General features: G+C 63.4%; 16 protein-coding genes. 6 read left to right on the top strand and 10 right to left on the bottom strand.

All coding sequences use genetic code 11. From position 1 onward, the window contains the following. A partial coding sequence (locus LGN10_RS17890) for a biotin/lipoyl-binding protein (RefSeq protein ID WP_226224486.1) occupies window positions 1-328 on the bottom strand: 328 nt, incomplete at its 3' end. Between the two features lie 224 nt (window positions 329-552). Then, entirely contained in the window at window positions 553-1434 is an 882-nt protein-coding gene (locus tag LGN10_RS17885; protein ID WP_226224480.1) for a LysR family transcriptional regulator, read from the bottom strand. Window positions 1435-2028: 594 nt separating this feature from the next. Between LGN10_RS17885 and LGN10_RS17880 the strand changes: the two genes are divergently transcribed. Next, a complete protein-coding gene (locus tag LGN10_RS17880; RefSeq protein WP_179231815.1) occupies window positions 2029-3009 on the top strand; it encodes an AraC family transcriptional regulator in 981 nt (326 codons plus the stop codon). A 69-nt stretch (window positions 3010-3078) separates the two neighbouring features. On the opposite strand, the gene LGN10_RS17875 is transcribed toward LGN10_RS17880, so the two are convergent. Continuing rightward, on the bottom strand, window positions 3079-4029 hold the full coding sequence (locus tag LGN10_RS17875) for a LysR family transcriptional regulator (protein ID WP_059579558.1): 951 nt from the start codon (window positions 4027-4029) through the stop codon (window positions 3079-3081). Window positions 4030-4334: 305 nt separating this feature from the next. Next, window positions 4335-5633 (bottom strand): adenylosuccinate synthase, encoded by a 1299-nt coding sequence (locus LGN10_RS17870; protein WP_226224477.1) that lies wholly within the window; start codon window positions 5631-5633, stop codon window positions 4335-4337. Between the two features lie 140 nt (window positions 5634-5773). Between LGN10_RS17870 and gcvA the strand changes: the two genes are divergently transcribed. Then, entirely contained in the window at window positions 5774-6679 is a 906-nt protein-coding gene (gcvA, locus tag LGN10_RS17865; RefSeq protein WP_226224475.1) for a transcriptional regulator GcvA, read from the top strand. Window positions 6680-6832: 153 nt separating this feature from the next. Here gcvA and LGN10_RS17860 read toward each other — a convergent pair whose 3' ends face one another. Next, complete coding sequence (locus LGN10_RS17860) at window positions 6833-7147, bottom strand: hypothetical protein (protein WP_059579550.1); 315 nt, start codon at window positions 7145-7147, stop codon at window positions 6833-6835. A gap of 693 nt (window positions 7148-7840) precedes the next feature. Between LGN10_RS17860 and LGN10_RS17855 the strand changes: the two genes are divergently transcribed. Then, complete coding sequence (locus LGN10_RS17855; RefSeq protein WP_226224474.1) at window positions 7841-8128, top strand: hypothetical protein; 288 nt, start codon at window positions 7841-7843, stop codon at window positions 8126-8128. A 1438-nt stretch (window positions 8129-9566) separates the two neighbouring features. Next, complete coding sequence (locus LGN10_RS17850) at window positions 9567-10883, top strand: replication initiation protein (RefSeq protein WP_059579547.1); 1317 nt, start codon at window positions 9567-9569, stop codon at window positions 10881-10883. A 96-nt stretch (window positions 10884-10979) separates the two neighbouring features. On the opposite strand, the gene LGN10_RS17845 is transcribed toward LGN10_RS17850, so the two are convergent. The 4 genes from LGN10_RS17845 to LGN10_RS17830 form a co-directional block, all read right to left on the bottom strand. Next, on the bottom strand, window positions 10980-12011 hold the full coding sequence (locus tag LGN10_RS17845) for a ParB/RepB/Spo0J family partition protein (protein ID WP_226224473.1): 1032 nt from the start codon (window positions 12009-12011) through the stop codon (window positions 10980-10982). Further along, window positions 12004-12699, bottom strand: a complete 696-nt coding sequence (locus tag LGN10_RS17840; protein ID WP_006497839.1) for a ParA family protein — start codon at window positions 12697-12699, stop codon at window positions 12004-12006. Before LGN10_RS17840 ends, LGN10_RS17845 begins: the two co-directional genes overlap by 8 nt. A gap of 1625 nt (window positions 12700-14324) precedes the next feature. Next, window positions 14325-15341, bottom strand: a complete 1017-nt coding sequence (locus LGN10_RS17835; protein ID WP_226224472.1) for an AraC family transcriptional regulator — start codon at window positions 15339-15341, stop codon at window positions 14325-14327. Between the two features lie 133 nt (window positions 15342-15474). Further along, window positions 15475-16599 (bottom strand): MBL fold metallo-hydrolase, encoded by a 1125-nt coding sequence (locus LGN10_RS17830; RefSeq protein WP_226224471.1) that lies wholly within the window; start codon window positions 16597-16599, stop codon window positions 15475-15477. An 83-nt stretch (window positions 16600-16682) separates the two neighbouring features. Between LGN10_RS17830 and LGN10_RS17825 the strand changes: the two genes are divergently transcribed. Together LGN10_RS17825 and LGN10_RS17820 are read left to right on the top strand one after the other, a co-directional pair. Continuing rightward, a complete protein-coding gene (locus LGN10_RS17825; RefSeq protein WP_060310037.1) occupies window positions 16683-17336 on the top strand; it encodes a TetR/AcrR family transcriptional regulator in 654 nt (217 codons plus the stop codon). 189 nt (window positions 17337-17525) lie between these two features. Then, window positions 17526-18017, top strand: coding sequence for an NAD(P)H-dependent oxidoreductase (locus tag LGN10_RS17820; RefSeq protein WP_226224470.1), 492 nt, complete (start codon window positions 17526-17528; stop codon window positions 18015-18017). A 107-nt stretch (window positions 18018-18124) separates the two neighbouring features. On the opposite strand, the gene LGN10_RS17815 is transcribed toward LGN10_RS17820, so the two are convergent. Further along, the gene (locus tag LGN10_RS17815; protein WP_226224469.1) at window positions 18125-18709 is read right to left on the bottom strand and encodes a DUF2889 domain-containing protein; all 585 of its coding nucleotides are present in this window, start codon (window positions 18707-18709) and stop codon (window positions 18125-18127) included. Window positions 18710-18976 lie beyond the last annotated feature (267 nt).

The following is an 18976-nucleotide window of genomic DNA, read 5'->3' as shown; positions in this document are numbered from 1 at the left end:
CGAGCGTCGCCTTCGCGCTGTTCAGCGCCGCGATGTACGGCGCCGGATCGATCTTGTAGAGGCGCTGACCGGCCTTGACGTCGGTGCCTTCGGTGAATTCACGGCGCAGCACGATGCCGTCGACCCGTGCACGCACTTGCGCGACGAGGAATGCGCTGGTGCGGCCCGGCAGGTCGGTGAAGACCGGTACGGCTTGCGGCTGGACGGTAACGACGCCGACTTCCGGTGTTTGCGGCGGCGGTGCCGATTCTTTTTTTCCGCAGGCAGCCAGGAAAACGGCAGCCGTTGCGGCAGTGATTAAGCGGTATGGAACCCGTTCGACGCGCATGGAGCGACCTCTCACAATTAGACGACCTTCAATGGGAATCATCAGATCTCCTCATGGCCCTGACGCGCGGCGGACCTGCAGCTTCCTGTCCGCCGCGGATGCGGACGCGTGTTGCGGGTGTGCGTTGCACCCTGCGGAGCGTTCGTGTGCCGAACTGCTTCCGAAAAAGAACGGCGAGCCCGCGCCTCCGGCGGGATCGCGTTGCCATGGATTCGGCCAGACCGCTAGCGCGCGGGTCGAAATGCGGCGCCGGCGAATTCGATGAACGCGCGCGCGGCAGCCGGCAGACGCGCGGCACGCGCATGCGCGAGCTTCAGCGTGACGGGCGCGAGCGGGTGGACCGGGGCCACGCGCACCAGCGTGCCGGCCGCCAGATCGGCATCGACGAGATACGCGGGCAGCACCGCCGCGCCCATGCCGGCGACGGCGAGTCGTCGCACCATCTCGAGATGGCCGACGCCCGTATTGCCGGGTGCTACGCCGGATCGAATCCCGGCCGCGCGGTCGTCGTCGGCCGCGGCCCGCTCCAGCCGCACGGCCGCGATGTCCGGCCAGTCGCCCGACGCAGCCGCGCCGCCGTGCGCGGCGACGTAAGCCGGCGCCGCGACGCGCACGGATTCGTACGCAGTCAGCGTATGCAACGCATGCGCGCCGGACACCGGCATGCCATCCGTCAGGAACGCGACGTCGATGTCCTCGGCGGTCAGGTCGACATGGGCATCGGTCAGCGTCACGGTCGGCCGCACGTCCGGAAACCGGTGCACGAAACGATCGAGCAACGCGCTCAACTGGCTGAGCCCGAACGCAACCGGCGCGGCCACGCGCAATACGCCTTCCGGCTTGCTGCCCATCGCGACGAAACGGCCGTCGATCTCGTCGATCGCACCGAGGATCCGCTCGACGCGCGCGAGATACAGTTCGCCGATTTCGGTCAGCGACTGATGGCTCGTGCTGCGTTGAAGCAAACGCGCGCCGAGGCGCGTCTCGAGCGCTTCGACGAGCCGGCTCGCCATCGCCGTCGACACGCGCAAGCGCGTCGCCGCCCGACGAAACCCGCCTTCCCTTGCCACCGTCACGAATGCCCGAATCGATTGAAGTTGGTCCATTTCTCCGGATTCCCCTGCGCGCACGACTGCCCGTATACCTGCACCGGACGCCGCGCCGCGCGCCGGCCCGCATCGAGCCGGCCAATGCGGCGGCCCCGACGCCGGCTCATCCGGATCGGTCGGCCCGTGCGCGACAGGCGCGATCCGGCTTGCAACGGACGCAAACCGGCCTCGGCAAGCCCGATGCACGATCGTTCAATAGCAGTCCTGAGTCTTTCCCGGCGATTCGCCGCGGCGACGCACGCGACAAGGCCGGCGGCGACCGCGCATCACGCGCACGGTATTGCCCGCGCCATCCGGGCACGCTGAATCGCATTTCTTCAGCAGGTGCAATGGTAGGGAAATCGCCGGGAAATGGCTTGCCCGATCCTGCGATTGTTTTGCCTTAATTTCCGAATTTGTGCACCGCACACCGTGCAACGGCGCGTGACGCATCCGTCGAGCATGCAGGTCCGGATGATCGGGCTAATTTCGGACAGGTTTAGGCAATCCCGCGCACGCAACTTCACAGTACGATTGATCGCCGTGCCAGCACCTCGACAGGGGACGGCAGCCGCGCATCGCATCGCCCACTCCGTCAACCGCTCATGCAACATGGAAATCGACGCCCGAACGCCACCGCAACCGCGCACGCCGTCGGATCATGATGGTTGGTCGCCAGCCCGGTCGCCTGCGGCCCGGCTCGCGGCGCTGATCGCCGCGTACGCGCCGCACGACGGCATGTTCGACCTCCCGCTGCGCGGCATGCGCATCGCGCGTGCTTGCGCGCCGCCGGCGCAGTGGAGCCACGGCGTGCACCACGCGTGCCTGAGCATCGTCGGGCAAGGCGCGAAGTCGATGCGGGTCGGCGACGATACCTACACGATCGACGCATCGCGGATGCTGGTCGCAACCGCCGACCTGCCCGTGACCGGACGCGTGACGCGCGCGAATCCGGCCGAGCCGTTCCTTTACGTGCAGCTCGCACTCGATCCGCATCGCATCGCGGCGCTCACGCCGCGCGTGTTTCCGCGCGGGCTGCCGAAAGCCGTCGACTGCCGGGCACTCGCGACGCACGACGCGACGCCGGAAATCGTCGACGGCATCGCCCGGCTGATGCACCTGATCGCGCAACCGGACGACCTCGATCTGCTCGCGCCGCTGATCGTCGACGAAATCCTGATCCGGCTGCTGCGCGGCCCGTCGGGCGCGCGCGTCGCGCAGATCGGCGACGCCGGTTCGACCACCCAGCGCATTTCGCGCGCCGTCGCCTGGATTCGCGACCATTACCTCGACCCGATGGCGGTCGACTCGCTCGCGCGGCAGGTGGGGATGAGCCCGTCGACCTTCCACCATCACTTTCGTGCGGTCACGTCGATGAGCCCGTTGCAATGCCAGAAGGTGCTGCGGCTGCAGGAAGCGCGCCATCTGATGTGCCTCGCGTCAATGGACGCGCGGCAGGCGTGCCGAAGTGTCGGCTACGTGAGCGCGTCGCAGTTCAGTCGCGAATACGCGCGGCTGTTCGGCGACGCGCCGGGCCGCGACGTCGCGAGGCTGCGCGACGAAGCCGTGCCGCTGTCGCGCGTCATACCGTGAATGGATATCGCGTGCGAGGCGGCGGTTCGTCACCTGCTCGATCGTCGGGCGGCTGCGCCCTCACGCGAATCAGGCATGACGGGACGCGCAGCAAGCATTCGATGCAGCCTCGTCGGCGGCCAGCATTTCGGGCACGCACTCCCGCAGGAAATCGACGAACGTGCGGATCTTCGCATCGAGATACTGACGCGACGCATACAGCGTGTAGACCGTCAGCTTCTGCAGCCGGTAATCGGGCAGCACGCGCACCAGTGCGCCGCTCGCGAGCGCGGGCAGCGCCGCGGACATCGGCAGCGAGCCGATCCCGAGCCCCGCGCGCAGCGCGGCGCCGAGCGCATCGGCGATATTCACTTCGAAATCCGGTACCGGCAGCTCGAACGTTTCGCGGCCGTTCGGGCCGTCGAGATGCCAGCGGTCGCGCGGAAAGAGCGGCGTGACGAGCCGCAGGCACGCATGCCCGGCGAGATCGCTCACCGTGCGCGGCGTGCCGCGCGCCTTCAGGTAGGCAGGCGACGCGCACAGCACGCTGCCCACGTCGCCGAGCCGCTGCGATACCAGCCCGGAATCGGGTAGCTCCGTCGTGCTCAACTGCAGCGACACGTCGTAGCCTTCGTCGATGATGTCGGGCACGTGCTGCGACAGCGTCAGCTCGACTGCGACGGACGGATAGCGCTCGCGGTAGCGCACGACCGCAGGCACCACGTAGGACTGGCCGAAACTCGTCGTCGCATGAACGCGCAGTCGTCCGGACGGCTTCGCCTGTGCATCGGCCGCCTCGGCTTCCGCTTCGTCGATATAGCCGAGGATGCGCTGGCAGCGGTCGAGATAGCGCTGCCCGGCGTCGGTCAGCGCGATGCGGCGCGTGCTGCGGTTGAGCAGGCGCGTGCGCAGATGCGTTTCGAGTTGCGCGACCGAGCGCGACGCGTAGGCCGTCGTGATGTCCAGACGCTGGGCCGCGCTCGTGAAGCTGCCCTCCTCCGCGACCCGGACGAAAATGCGCATCATCTGTAACGTGTCCATCGACCTGTTCCCGGGGATTGTCACGTCGCACCGCCGTGCAGCCACGGTGCCGACAACGCCGGCACACGCCGGTCCGGCGCGAATTGTGCGGAACAGTACAGCAGCGTCGCAGGCGTGTCCAGTTCGTCGTAGGCGGCGTGATCCGGCTGCCGAATCGTGCTGCCGGGCGGCTCGCCGGACGGCATCGGGACCGTGCATACACGCGTATCGGACGTACCGACGGGCCAACGGCATCGACCGCCGAAAACGACCCGCAAACCGTCATGCCGCCAGCCGCTCGATTCGCGCCGTTCGCATCTCGCGCGTTACGCAGCGCCCGCCGCATCGAACGGATTGCGCAACACGATCGTGTCGTCGCGCTCCGCGCCGGTCGTGATCATCGACACCGGCGCACCCGCCACGGCCTCGATGCGCGCGATGAAATCCCGCGCGGCCCGCGGCAGTGCCGCACGCTCGCGCACACCCTTCACGGAGCCTTGCCAGCCTTCGAACCGTTCGTAGAGCGGCTTCGCGCGCGACTGCGCATCGAGGCTCGCGGGCAGATGGTCGACGCGCGCGCCGCCGAATTCGTAACCGACGCACAGCTCGATCGATTCGAAACCGTCGAGCACGTCGAGCTTGGTGAGCGCCAGCGAATCGATGCCCGAAATCCTGACGGCCTGGCGCAGTTGCGCGGCGTCGAGCCATCCGCAGCGGCGCGGCCGGCCCGTGTTGACGCCGAACTCCTGTCCACGCGCGCGCAGCGTTTCGCCGGTGGCGTCGGTCAGCTCGGTGAGGAACGGGCCGCCGCCGACCCGCGTCGCATACGCCTTCGTGACACCCAGCACGTGGCCGAGCTTCGCCGCACCGAGCCCGGTGCCCGCCGCCGCGGCCGACGCCACGGTGCCCGACGACGTCACGAACGGATACGTGCCCCAGTCGATGTCCAGCATCACGGCCCGCGAACCCTCGAACAGAATGCGCTCGCCGCGGTCAGTCGCGTCGTTGAGGTCGGCCCAGACCGGACGCACGAACGGCAAGATCTTCGGTGCGAGCGCAACGAGTGTCGCCAGCATCGCGTCGCGATCGTACTCGTCGAGCCCCAGGCCGCGGAACCACGCGTTGTGATGATCGACCAGCACGTCGAGCCTGGCGGCGAGCCCGTGCAGTTCCGCGAGATCGCCGACGCGCAGCCCGCGACGCCCGACCTTGTCCTCGTAGGCCGGCCCGATTCCGCGCAGCGTGGTGCCGATGGGCTCGCGGCGCAGCCGCTCCTGTGCCTGGTCGATCGCGCGGTGAATCGGCAGCACCAGCGTCGCGTTCTCCGCGATCGACAGGTTCTCCGGCGTCACCGGCAGCCCGAGCGCGGCCATCCGCCCGATTTCCGCGAGCAGCGCTTCGGGGTCAAGCGCCACGCCGTTGCCGATCACGCCGCGCTTGCCGCGCACGATACCGCTCGGCAGCAGCGCGAGCTTGTACGTGTTGCCGTCCACGACGAGCGTGTGCCCCGCGTTGTGGCCGCCGTTGTAGCGTGCGACGAGATCGGCCTGTGCCGACAGCCAGTCCACGACGCGCCCCTTGCCTTCGTCACCCCATTGGGCGCCCACGACCACCACGTTCGGCATGCTCCGCACTCCATGTGAGAAATTCAGACACTCGTTCGGCCGAATCGGCCGTTTATGTGCCATATTGGCGCAGCAGGAACACCCGATCAACCGATTAAACCTGAACCATCGTGTGAGTAAATTTCACACGAAACGATGCAATGGCCCGACGTCTCCCTCCGTTGAATTCGCTGCGCGCGTTCGAAGCCGCCGCGCGGCTCGGCAGCTTCACGCAGGCCGCCGACGAGCTTTGCGTGACGCACGGCGCGATCAGCCGGCACGTGCAGCAACTTGAAGCGTGGCTCGGGCGGCCGCTGTTCGAACGCCACAACCGGCGCGTCGAACTGACAGCGTCCGGACGCGCGTACCTCGCCGAGGTCGGTGCATCGTTCGACCGGATCGCGCTCGCCACCGCGCAGCATTTCGGCCACGCGCAGCAGCGCGTGTTGCGCGTCAGCGCGCCTGCGACGTTCTCGCTGCGCTGGCTCGTCCCGAAGCTGTCGTCGTTCCAGGTCGCGCATCCGGCCATCGAGGTGCGGCTGTCAACGTCGAACGAGCCGATCGAAAAGTTGCGCGACAAGGTCGATCTGATCGTTCGCGGCGGCGCGCAGGCCGTCGACGGATACGTCGCGGAGGAATTCCTGTCCGAAGTCCGGCTGCCGGTGTGTGCACCGAAGTTGCTGGAGGGCCGGTCGCTGGATACGCCCGCCGATCTCGCCGGCTTCACGCTGCTGCACGCGGCGACCTATCCGGGCATGTGGCCGGAATGGTTCGCGGCCGCCGGGCATCCGAATCTCGTCCCGCGGCACTCGCTCACGCTCGAGCATTTCTACCTGACGTTGCAAGGCGCGCTCGACGGGCTCGGCGTCGCGATGGGACCGATCGCGCTCGTCGCCGACGACATCGCCGAAGGCCGGCTCGTGCAGCCGTTCAGCGAACCTGCGCTGCCGCCGTGGCGCTACTTCACGTATGTGGCGTCCGCGCGAGCGGATGACGACGCCGTACGCGCGTTCAAGGACTGGCTGAAGGTGGCGGGGAGCGCGACTGCGTCGGACGGGCAGGATTGATCGCACCCGCCCGCGGGGCGTGCATCGTCACGACATACAGGATTCCGAATTAAATGGAATAAACCTGCCGAACGTTCTTGCCTTCACGCATCGCGTGATCGCGATGCACGCGGCAAGCCGCGGATCGAGCCGCGGCTTGCCGCCGAACGACGCTTACTGGCTTGCCGCACCGGCGGCCTTCTTCTCCGCGTTCTGCAGGTTCTGCGGATAGTTCGGATCGTTGGCCGCCGGCTTGTAGCCGGCGTCTTCGAGTTTCTTCAGTTCGGCGTTGTTCTTCGCACGCGCGGCCTTGCGCTCGGCTTTGCGTTTAGCCCTGGCCGCCTTGCGCGCTTCGCTCTTCGCTGCCTTCGCGTCCTGTGCAGCCGGCGCGCTGGCAGCATCGGTCTGCGCAAACGCAGGAACCGCCGAGCCGAACAGGAAAGCGGCTGCAGTAGCAGCCAACGTGAGTTTTCTGATCTGGATTCGCATCGCTGAACTCTCTTTTTTGATAACTATCACGGTTTGAAAGACCATCGAGATACCGCCCCCGCCCTGATCGATCGTCATGTCGCGATCAGGACCTGTGCATCATAACCGTGTCGCAAAAAATGTGGCGCGAACGTGACGACGGAATCGGGATACACGTATGGGAGACAACACGGTTTCCGCGGTCGGTGACGGGAGGAGTCGTATGCGATACGGCGCGACGCGCCGACGGCCGTTTCACCGGTGGTGATATCGATGCGCGCATGCGCGACGTGAAGATCGTCGTCCTTGCTCGATCACCGCAACAGCAGTCGATCCGTACGTCGCATCAGCGGGCGATGCGGCTCGAGCGGCGGTTTCTCCCATAAACGACCACGATTCGGTTCGTCGGCGATCGAGACGACTATGGTGCGTCGTTGCGGTGGGCGGTAATGGGTCCCGCACGCTTCGCGGCATCGTGATGCAGAAAGTACCTGTGGAGGCAAGACGCTTCGTCGATTGGCAGGTCTGACGGGAAAGGTGGGGTTGCGTGAACGGCGAAGACGTCGGTCCGACTGATTGCAGGAATGCACGGGAACCCGATATGAACGAGCAACGCTTGTCGGGTAAATGGGCTCATGTCCGTTCGGGCGACCGTGCGTGTCGACGCGTCGGGCGCAGCGCATGGATGCCGATCGTTTCTGATTGCTCCCATCAATGGTTCCTTATCTGCACGGAGCCGCGATCCGCACAGCCTGCTTATACCTGTGCTCCGCCCGATCGGTGAGCTTTTACGGGATTCCAGATTCTTTGGAAGGTGAGCAGGTGCGGGAGCGGCGGGCCAATTCGATTGCGGTGAGCTTCGGCATCGATGAAGTGTTCACGTTCGCTCGGGTGTTCTCGATGAGTTCCGTCGAGATCGTCCCAGGCACGGGAAATCCGTGCGCGGCATTTTGGCGCCGGGCCTGTTTTCGTGCGGTGGCGCGAGTTTTTCCTTGCCTGTGACTGGTCCCGCACGGTGCCCGGCTCCAAAGGTAGAAAAACGGACGGGACGCACGGAAGAAAAGCAGTCCGGCGCCGGTCCCTCCCGCACAGTCCACAGGCTAAATTTGGCGAGCGGCTTCCCATGCGCGCGGCAAAAAACTTGTCCATGGACGAGGCAGCACGAGGACAAAAAACCACTCGCGTGGCGGTGCAGGATGATTTCGAACTGCCGTGGGGAAAAGTGACGGCATCCGTTCCGCCGCTCCAGCGCACATGGCGGGCTGCCACGGGACAGGTTTCGGGGTCCCATAAACGGGAACCTCTCTGCCGAATCCGAGGATTTCTTCCCATAAGTTTCTACGTTTCGAGGTTTGTGAGTGGGCGCTTACCTCCTCGGAATGCATTGTCAGGCCTGGAGCCTCCCAGAAACGGCGCCTTGAACAGGACCGAGCGGCGTGGACCGAGTGGTTGAAGGGCCTCGCGTCCCACAGACGGCTCCCATTGGTAGCGGTTTATGGGGTTCGTTTTTTTGTGCAAGCACACGTGTGTTTACATCTTTGGTAAACCACGTTTACTTCTTTAACTACTTTTAGACGGCTCACAGCCTTATCTGGAAAGGGTTTGAGCCGTGTTCGGTACCCATTTATGGGACCACAGGTGGAAGGGTTTGGGGTTTCAGGTCTGTGGATTTGGGGTTTGGGGTACCGCGTTGTGGGGAATCAGGGTTGTGGATATGGGGCGAACGTATCCGGTTATGGGAAATCGACCATCCATCTCGTTGGGTAGCCGTCTATGGGAACACATGAAGGTAGCTTTTTATGGGGTTCTTTTCTCGGCCGGTAGTCGGATATGTGCACGGCGATTTCCTTCGGGTAGCCGGTTATGGGGAATCGCGAAGGTACCCGTTTATGGGAGCCCTTCGGAGTCAATTCGCTGTCTAGCGCCCGCAGGTTCCACGAAGCCTTCCCATAGACAGGACCGATACCGTACACAGGTTACCTTTTATGGGGAAACGGAATGGTTGCCATTTATGGGAGCGATTTCCACCTTCGGGACAAACAGCAAGACTATCGAGGATGCTGATAGGTACCCTCCTATGGGAATCGATGAAGGTAGCAAGTTATGGGAGAAAACAGCGGCGGTGCTGCGGGGCACCACGAATCCTCCCGACGATCTCGATTCCGCTCATTTGCCCCCCCATGGATGGCTACCTTCGTCGTGGCAAATCTTGTGCCGGGTTTGCCGGTGCCGACAGGAAAGGTAGCGGCTTTTGGGAGGAATTTTGATCAAAAGGTAGACGGATATGGGGCTCTGCACAAGTCTATCAATTAAAATTTTTCCTTTGTTATCTGATGCTTAAGAAGGATAGTGAAAGTGATGCTGGAGCAAGAGCGTTGCTCCGTCGCGCGAAAAGGTATAAAGTCCGCTCTCAATAAGGCAACCTTACCCGGACACCACGATGCCGCGCAAGCCCGCAAGCAAAGGCTCAGACAAACAGGTTTCGCTGTTTCAGACACCCGAGCCACCCGACTTGCTGCGCAAGGCGGTCCAGGCGATTCATATCGCGCCGAAGTCGGGAAAGATCGGCCTGCAGCAGCGCAAGATGTTCAGCTCGCTGATCAAGAACGCGCTTCGGCAGGAGGCGTTCGAGCCGGGCCGGACGAGTTTCTCGATCTCGATCGCGTCGCTGTCGCACGAGAGCGGGCTGAACAGCAACAACACGAAGTACGTGAAGGACACGGTCAACTCGCTGATCAGCACCGTCGTCAACTGGGACTACCTGGCCGCGGACCGTTCGACGGTCTGGAAAGCGTCAGGCCTGCTCGCCGGCGCCGAACTCGAGCAATCGGTGCTGAAGTACAGCTTCTCCGACCAGATTCGCAGCGAACTGCTCAACCCCGAGATCTACGCGCTGATCGATATGCGGATCGCTCGCGAGTTCCGGCGGTCGCACTCGCTTGCGCTATGGGAAAACACGGTGCGCTACGAAGGGATCGGCATCACCGCGAAGATTCCTCTGCCGAAATTCCGTGACCTGATTCTCGGCCAGGACAAGGCGTCTCAGTCGTACAAGGAGTACAAGCTGTTCAAGAGCAAGGTGCTGGTGCCGTGCATTCAGGAGGTGAACGAAGTATCGGATCACACGCTCGAGCTGATCGAACACAAATCCGGCCGCAGCGTGGAAGCCGTGCAGTTCAAGGTAACGCGCAAGCAGAGCACCGATACGGTCGAAGAAGGCGACGTCAAGAATGAAGCGCTGGTCGAGGAAGTTGCGAAGTTCGGCATTCCGCGTTCGGAAGCGCGCCGGCTGATCACGCAATACGGCGTGCAGCGCATCAAGGCGGCGATCGCCTATACGCTCAATCGAACCACGAAGAAGAATGCGGCGCCGGTCGACAACGTCGCCGCGTATTTCCGCAAGGCGCTGACGCACGGTTACACGCTGGCCGACGGGCAGGGAACCGAAGCGGCCGCACCGGCGAAGGAATCCGCGCAGAGCAAGCAGGAACAGATTCGCGACAAGTATCTGGCGGCGAAGGTCGAGGAAGCCGGCGCGTATTTCCGCGAGCTGGAGATCGACGACCAGACCAAGCTGATCGAGCGTTACAACGAGACGGTGGCCGGTTCGAAGGACCTGACGCTGTCGCCGAAGAAGAAGGCGAGCAAGCTCGCGCAGACGAGCTTCTTCCGATGGCTGGCGCTCGATACGTGGGGCGAGCCTACCTCGGACGACCTGCTGGAATTCCTGCTGAAAAGCAGCCTCGCGGGCAACTGAACGAGGCCCCGCCGTCGTGCGCGCCGTGCACCGGACCGTGTTGCGGTCCGGCTTCGCGACGCAGCGCGCGGAGCGAGGCCTTTTGCCGGGGGCGCGTTACTTTGGCGTGGCCGCCGCCAGATCGGCGACGTACGCGTCGATGACGGTCTTGAGCTTGTCGGCGAGCGCTTCCTGGTGGGATGCGTCGACGCCCTTGAGCTGCAGATCCAGGCGCCCGTCCGGATAAGTCTTCAACTGGCCGATCGCGCGCGATTCGAGCGCAAAGTCATGACGAACGCTGTAGCGCGTGCGGCCGGCCTTCTTGGCGCCGTCGCTCTGCGCACGCAGGAAATTCTCGAGATCGCGGACGGATTTCTTCCGCTCGATCACGGCCGTCAGCAGCCGGTCGGCCGTCGCCTCGCCCAGGCGTTCGAAGATCAGCTTCAGGAAGTACGCGGCCTGCAGGCCGACCACGTCGTTGGCACTGGCCATCCGCTCCAGCAGCGTGTTCGGCAGCGCGTTCAGCGACAGCGTCTTGCTGATCGACGCCTTGTCCTTGCCGATTTTCTCCGCCAGCGTGTTCTGGTCGGCAAAGACCTTCTCGTCGAGGAGACGTTTCCACGCGACCGCATCGTCGAAGATCGTCTGGCGTTCGTGGTCGTGGTTCGCCCGATACGCGATCGTATAGAGCTGCTCGGGCGTGTGATCCGTGCGGAACGTCGCATTGATCGTCTCGTCGCCGTTGATGCTCGTCGCGCGCAGTCGGCGTTGCCCGTCGATCACGACGAGCTTGCCGGGAAACTCGGGGAGCCGAGTGACCTTGATCGGCTCGATCTGCCCTTCCCGTTTCAAGGTCAAGGCAAGCTCGTGCAGGCTCGATTCCGAGTAGAACACGCGCGGGTTGAACGGGTTCGGGATGCAGTCCTTCACCAGCACCTTCTGGGGCGCGCCCAGATCGGTCGTACCGGCGGGCGTGGTCGCGGCCGGGGTACCGGCGGGCGCGGCTTCGGCGACCGCAACCGGTGCGGCCGCCGGCTCGGGCAGCCGCGTTTCGAGCGCCGCATTTTCCTGCGCGAGTCCGCGCAACAGGCCGGCCGCCAGATGCAGGTTGCCGGTCGGCTTCTTGTCTTTCGAGGTGTCCTTAGCCATGGGCGGCTCCGGTAGCGCGCGTCGACGCGATGTATTGGGCCATTTCCGTGACCAGCTTTTCGATTTCCGCGCGGGCTTCCTTCAGGCCCTTCAGGTATCGATTGTGGTGATGGATCGTGGTGCCGAGCGCGAACGTCTGACGATAGACCTCGCGTTGCGCGATCTGGCTGTCGAGCAGATGCTCCCCTATTTCTTCTGCTCTTAAAATTTTTAAAATTTCTTCACGCATTTTAGTTTTTCCATTAACGCTATTCAGCATTAATGCGGAAGAAAGTTGAGGATTTCGAACGGCGCGCATCGACTCGATCATGCGGATCATCGCGACGGTGCTGTACAGATCGGCCGGTGACGGCGAAAGCGGCACCAGGCAGAAATCCGCCACTTCGAGGACGGAGGCGATACGAGGGTCTTCGAGGTTGCCGGGACAGTCGACGACGATCACGTCGAAGTTCGCGTCCTGCTTCTTGATCTCGCCGCCGATGCCGCGGCCGGCGGGAGCCAGCGAAAGCACCGTCATCGGCAGCGTGTTTTCGCCGCTCGTGACCCACCGGACGGAAGTGCCCTGAGGGTCGGCATCGATCAACGCAACCTTGTTGCCACCGGCTTCGAACGCAGCCGCGATGTTGACGGAGATGGTCGTCTTTCCCGTCCCACCTTTTTGATTACTGACGGCGATCTTGAAAGCCATTAAATTCCTCCAAGGAGTTTTGCGTAATATATGCAGTTATTTGCAGAATGTCCAGAAATGCGTTCAATATCACAAACGTTTTATTGATCGCTGTGGTTGTTACGTGACAAATAGGCCGAACGGCCAGGCGTTGCTAAACCATCGATTCGTAAAAAACACGCCATTACGGTTGCAAAAAAAGAACGCCGAAGTGAAAAACTGGATTTTTCTTTGGCGCCATAACGAATTCGGTTGGGCGAAGGCCGGGTGCCTCATCGTGCTTTGGTTTCACTCGAAACTTGATACGACTTCGTGCCGTTGATAGACGCTGATCGGCGCGGTCGCGCGGGCGTCGTCGTTGGCATCGCGAAAACAACCGGTTGTCACGTGACAAGTTGCCGGATATCGACTCTTCTCGGCATGTACGGTGCGCGGAGGCCTTCGATGCGATTACGACGTTGGCCGCGACGAAATCACTTCAATACATCTACTGATGCGCAGCCTGTGGTTACGCATGCTTATGCGGCAGCGGGGTGAGTTGTCACGTGACAAACAGCGCAAAACGGCCTCGAAGATACCTTGACATCGTCAAGGGACAGTTGACATTGGACGATGCTACGCGGCCTAAGAGACATATTGCTCGGGAAGACAGGCGTGGACCATAGATTTCGGTTCGTCAACGAAACCGTGAAGCGGAAGGTGAGTTGTCACGTGACAACCGGAAGCAGAGCCCGGAAGTTCGAGCCACAGGAAACCGTGGGAAGTAAAGAGTCCCGTTGCCATTTCAACGGGACAGTTGGAGGTGGCGACCCCGACTTGATCGGCTGGCCTCCCGGCTCCTTATGTCGCACGTATGCGCACGTACTAGCGCAATACCGGCGAGCGACTGCTGAGGGGTACCCAGATATCATAACGAGTTTGATGTGTCCCCATTTATCAAGAGACATGCAGCTTTGCATGGCCTCTGGTAGTCGCCGATAGGGCGGGGCGTGCTTCGAGGCATGCGCCCCCACTGAAGGGCTCAACCCATCTGGAATCACCGGACGTATGCGCCGCAATTCATGCCGAATTCGTACGTCGAATGCCTGGGACGAGTCCAAACGGGTCAGGTCGTGAAACATTCTGCGAAAATCGGCGCTGGCTGGAAACCCTTATGTGGCAACGACTTGCGCTACCTTCTTCACGTTGTTTCACGAAAAATGAGTGCGTTGATGCTCGAAAATAGGGGCGCATACCTTTTTCGAGCACCCATCGCGAACGCAGGGAAGATCGCCGTCAAATTCGTCATTTTTTATACGTAATTTGTAGTGTTTGATACGACCCGAGATGAGCTATGCACCGTAGGTCCTCGCTATGCGGGCGAGTCCGCGCCTGCTGAGTCACGTGCCGCCCATTCGCTGCACGGTACACCGCCATTTTGCGTCAGTTGTCACGTGACAACGCATGTGTGGGGCGCGATTTACGGAGTCACGGAGCATTACGAGAAGAAGCCGGCGTCGGAAATGTGCGGGAGGAGTCCCGAGCGTGGTCGGTACAACGTAGTCTTCGGAACAGCGTGAGCCCAATCGACGTCGTGTGCGAGAAGCTAATCCCGCACGTTGTGGATGCCGTCAAAGTTGGCACATATCGACCGCCACCCCTCGCGCTCAATAACTCGCGACGATAGACAAAGCGACATCCGCTCTACCTCGCAGGCTGTCGATATCCCTTCGGGGAGAATTACCGAACAGCCGACTGTATTCGCGGTTGAATTGAGTCGGGCTCGCATACCCGACCCTGAATGCTGCCGACGCAGCGTCGAGCCGCTCCGCCAGCATCAGCCGGCGAGCCTCGTTGAGCCGTATCCATTTCTGATACTGCAGCGGACTCATGCCGGTGAGTTGACGGAAGTGGTGGTGGAAGGTCGAACTGCTCATCTGAACCTGTGCCGCGAGATCATCGACGCGCAACGACTCGTCATAGTGAGCACGCAACCACCGGATCGCGCGCGACACGCGGTTGCACTGGCTGCCGGTGGAGGCGATCTGGCGCAGGCGGGCGCCTTGGTCACTCGTCAACAGCCGATAGTAGATTTCCCGCTCGATGTACGGTGCGAGAACGGCAATGGCGTTCGGGTCGTCCAGCAGCGCGACTAACCGGTTGAGCGCGTCGTACAGCGGTTCAGTCATGTCGCCGACGACGAGTCCACGGCCTGCTGGTACATCGTCGTGAACCGGCGCGACCTGCATCATCAGATCGGCCATCACGCGGAAATCCAGCTTCAGGCCGAGCCCCAGAAACGGTTTGCCGGGGCTGGCCTCGATGATTTGCGTCGAACCGGGCAGATCGAGAGATGTAATCAGAAAGCGATCGGCGTCGTAAAGGTACGCATCCCCGCACTGCATGACCCGCTTCGCGCCCTGAACGACGAGGCCGAAGCTCGGCTCGACCATGCACTCCATCGGCTGCGTCGGCGCTTCCCGTCGATGAAAGCTCAGATTGGGAATGGCCGTGTTGAGATGATCGACACCATCGGTCCATCTCGCGACGCGCTCCGCGAGCATCTGTCGCAGTTCGTTCTCGCGGCCGCGGCCGGTTGAACGGTGGCTTGCCTGGTCGAGCGCCGCGATGGTGGCGGCGTCGTCTCGTTGGGCGGGCAGGTATCGGAGGGGTACCGGATGCATCTTCTCTATTGAGGTAATCGGGTCGACGGGCTGGCAGTCGACGTGCAGGGGCGGCTGGCAACGAGTGCACCGCCCGGAATCGCGGATAGGTCCGACGGCCCGCTTCCGGAAGGCACGTGCCGGGACTGGCGAACTACTTCGTCGCCTCCGATGCGCAAAGCTGCCAGCGTCGCGATTTCGCCGCCGGCGCTGCCGCGCGCTCGTCGACCGTGCGCCACCAGCGTTCGCCACGATGCGGGGCATCGAGATCGACGCGTTCGCCCATCCTCGGTGTCGACAGCTCGATGCCGCGCACGAGCGCCAGCGCCGTGACGCGCTCGAACGGTTCCTGCCAGCGATGCATCGCGAGGTCGAACGTGCCGTTGTGGATCGGGATCAGCCAGCGTCCGCGCAAATCGATGTGCGCCTGCACGGTTTCTTCCGGTTGCATGTGCACGTACGGCCATTGCGCATCATAGGCGCCCGTTTCGATCAGCGTGACGTCGAACGGCCCCAGGCGCTCGCCGATCTCGCGGAAGCCGTCGAAATAGCCGGTATCGCCGCTGAAGAACAGGCGCAGATCGTCGTCGACGATCACCCACGACGCCCACAGCGTACTGTTGCCGTCGAACAGGCTGCGCCCGGAGAAGTGCTGGGCGGGGGCCGCCGTCAGCGTCAGGCCCGCTACGTCGATGCTTTGCCACCAGTCGAGCTGGCGGACCTTGGTCGCGTCGATACCCCATTCGATCAGCCGATCGCCGACACCGAGCGTCGTCACGAACACGCCGGTGGTTGCAACCAGCGCGAGCACCGTGTCGCGGTCGAGGTGATCGTAGTGATCGTGCGACAGGATCACGCCGCGCAGCGGCGGAAGATCTTCCAGCGCGATCGGCGGCGCATGAAAGCGCTTGGGGCCGATGCGCCGGAACGGCGATGCGCGCTCCGCAAACACCGGATCGGTCAGCCAGAATTCGCCGCGCAGCTTCAGCAACAGCGTCGAATGGCCGAGGCGGTACAGGCTGCGATCGGGCGCCGCGTCGAGTTCCGCGCGGGTCAGCGAATCGACGGGCAGCGCGCCGGCGGGCACGGTGTGGCGCGGCTTGTTGACCAGCATGTTCCACGCGATCCCCAGCGTCTTGCCCAATCCTTCGGCAGGGCGCGGTGCGACATTGGCAAAGCGTTCGCCATTGTGCTGCGGCGAACCGCCGGACAGCGTCCGGCCACGCCGGGCGGCCGCGAAACCCAGCACGCGGTGAATCAAAACGAGAGGCGATGCCATGTCGGTTCATCCGGAGAATAAAGTACACCGAGCAGTGTAGTTTATTTTCGAGATAAGTAAACTGCCCGGTGTAAAATTTCCGCATGGATACCAGTACTCCCCCCCAGCGTCTGACCGACCGCAAGCGCGCGGCGATCGTCGATGCGGCAATCGAGGAATTTCTTGCGGCCGGCTACGATGCGACGAGCATGGATCGCATCGCTGCACGCGCGGGCGTGTCGAAACGCACCGTCTACAACCACTTTCCGGGCAAGGAGACGCTGTTCGCTGCAATCCTGAACAAGCTGTGGGATGCGACTCGGACCGGCAAGTCGCCGACCTATCGCGCCGACGTGCCGTTGCGCGCGCAACTGCTTGCGCTGCTCGACCGCAAATTGCGATTGATGAACGACGAGGCCTTTCTCGCGCTCGCGCGCGTCGCGATCGGCGCGGCCATCCATTCGCCGGAACGGGCCCGCGACATGGTCGAACGCCTCGGCGAGCGTGAGGAAGACGTCACGGTGTGGGTGCGGGCGGCGGCTGCGGCCGGCCGTCTGGCGGTGACCGATCCGGTGTTCGCCGCGCATCAGTTGCATGGCGCCGTGAAGGCGTTCGCGTTCTGGCCGCAGATCACGATGGGGCAGCCGCCGCTGACGGCGCACGAGCAACAGAAAGTCGCGGAGTCGGCTGCCGACATGTTCCTCGCGTACTACGCGCGACCGGACGACGGCGCCGTGTCGCGTCGCACGCAAGACTGAACGCGCATCCGAAAGCATCCGCAGGCGCGGTCAAATCGACATCGTGGTCGATGCACGCGCCGACGGGGCGTCGGCCGACCCGCCGATCCGGGCAACCGACGCAACATGGCGCCCGCATGTGACGGCCGCGCGGCCGGCCAAAACAGCGATATCGTCGACACATCCGAAGCCGAACGTGAGCATCTATCCATGAAGATGCTGTTGATCGTCTATCACACGATGACCGGGGGCACGCAGCAGATGGCCGAAGCGGCTGCCGATGCGGCTCGCGCGCAGCCTGGCGTCGACGTCAGGTTGCAGCGCGCGGACGTGACGAGCGCAGACGACGTGCTGGCCGCCGACGCGTACCTGTTCGCGACGCCGGAGAATCTTGCGGCGATGTCCGGGCTGATGAAGGACTTTTTCGATCGCTGCTATTACGCGGCGCTCGATCGCGTGAATGGCCGTCCGTATGCGGCGATGATCTGCGCCGGAAGCGATGGGCAGAACGCATTGCGCCAGATCGACCGGATCGCGACCGGGTGGCGGCTGAAGAGCGTCGCGCCCGGCCTGATCGTCTGCACGCATGCGCAGACGCCGGAGCGTATTCTCGCGACGAAGACGATCGGCGGCGACGAGCTTGCGCGCTGCGCCGAACTGGGTGCGGGTCTTGCCGCGGGGCTCGTGCTGGGTGTTTTCTGATGACGGATGCGACGGTGCAGATCTGCCGTATCGGCACAGGTCGGATCGGCTCCATTCGCGCAATACCGATTCCGCAAACAACGCCGAATCGGCCGAATGCCAAGGCTTCAACTGTCCTTTGCGGTTGCCGCGGATCGATGGTATTCGGGCCAAAGACGTTTCACGAGGTCGCGCGACGCGCCGTATGCGTAGCAACTGTCGATCTTGAGCGGTTTTCCTTCGCTGTCACGGTAATCGAGCGACGAGCGCCGCATGCTGACCATCGTCTGATAGGCGGTCGTGGCGATCGGCCCGAGCAATTCCTTCAGGTGCGTGCACGTGTCGCAGGACGGCAGGCGCTTGCGCACCTCGCTGTTCCAGCCGGCGCCAATGTTCAACCCGATGAGCGCCTGCAGCGAGTCGCCGCCGCCCGGACACTGCGCATACGGATGCGAACGGATGAACGTCGATACGGCGCGCACGACCATGTCGATGTCGAAGACCAGTGTCACGCCCAGATCATGGAGCGGCGTCAGCGCCGCGACCGTCCGTGTGCCGCCAGGCGGCGTGAAATCGCTGGTCTTGCGGTCCGCGAGGCACGCCGTCACTTCGAACAGGCCATCGCTGCGCCGATATCCGCGCATGTCGATCTGCCGATGGTGAATCTCCTCGCGCGTGATGCCGTCGTGCGGCGTGTCGTCTTGGGAAACCATGCATTCGCTCCATCTCGTGTCGCCGGGCCTTTTCGCAGGCGACGGGATCGCGCCCGGCCGATCGGGCGCGCGGTGAAAAGCACGCGCGCCCTGCCGCCAACGAAGTTGCCTTGGCCATACTACGCACTTTCCGATATCTTCGTCCGCGCCACGATCGATGCGGACGCAACGAGTCGTACAGCGATGCCGGCGCAAACGAGGCGCGGCGTGCGGCGCGATGTCCGAAGGCGACGCAACGCGCCGCGGTTCGACATCCGTCACGCGGAA

This window comes from Burkholderia sp. AU32262, from assembly GCF_020419985.1.
Classification (GTDB): domain Bacteria; phylum Pseudomonadota; class Gammaproteobacteria; order Burkholderiales; family Burkholderiaceae; genus Burkholderia; species Burkholderia semiarida.
Note: the sequence above shows the minus strand (reverse complement) of the source record. Positions and strands in the feature narration are given on the sequence as shown.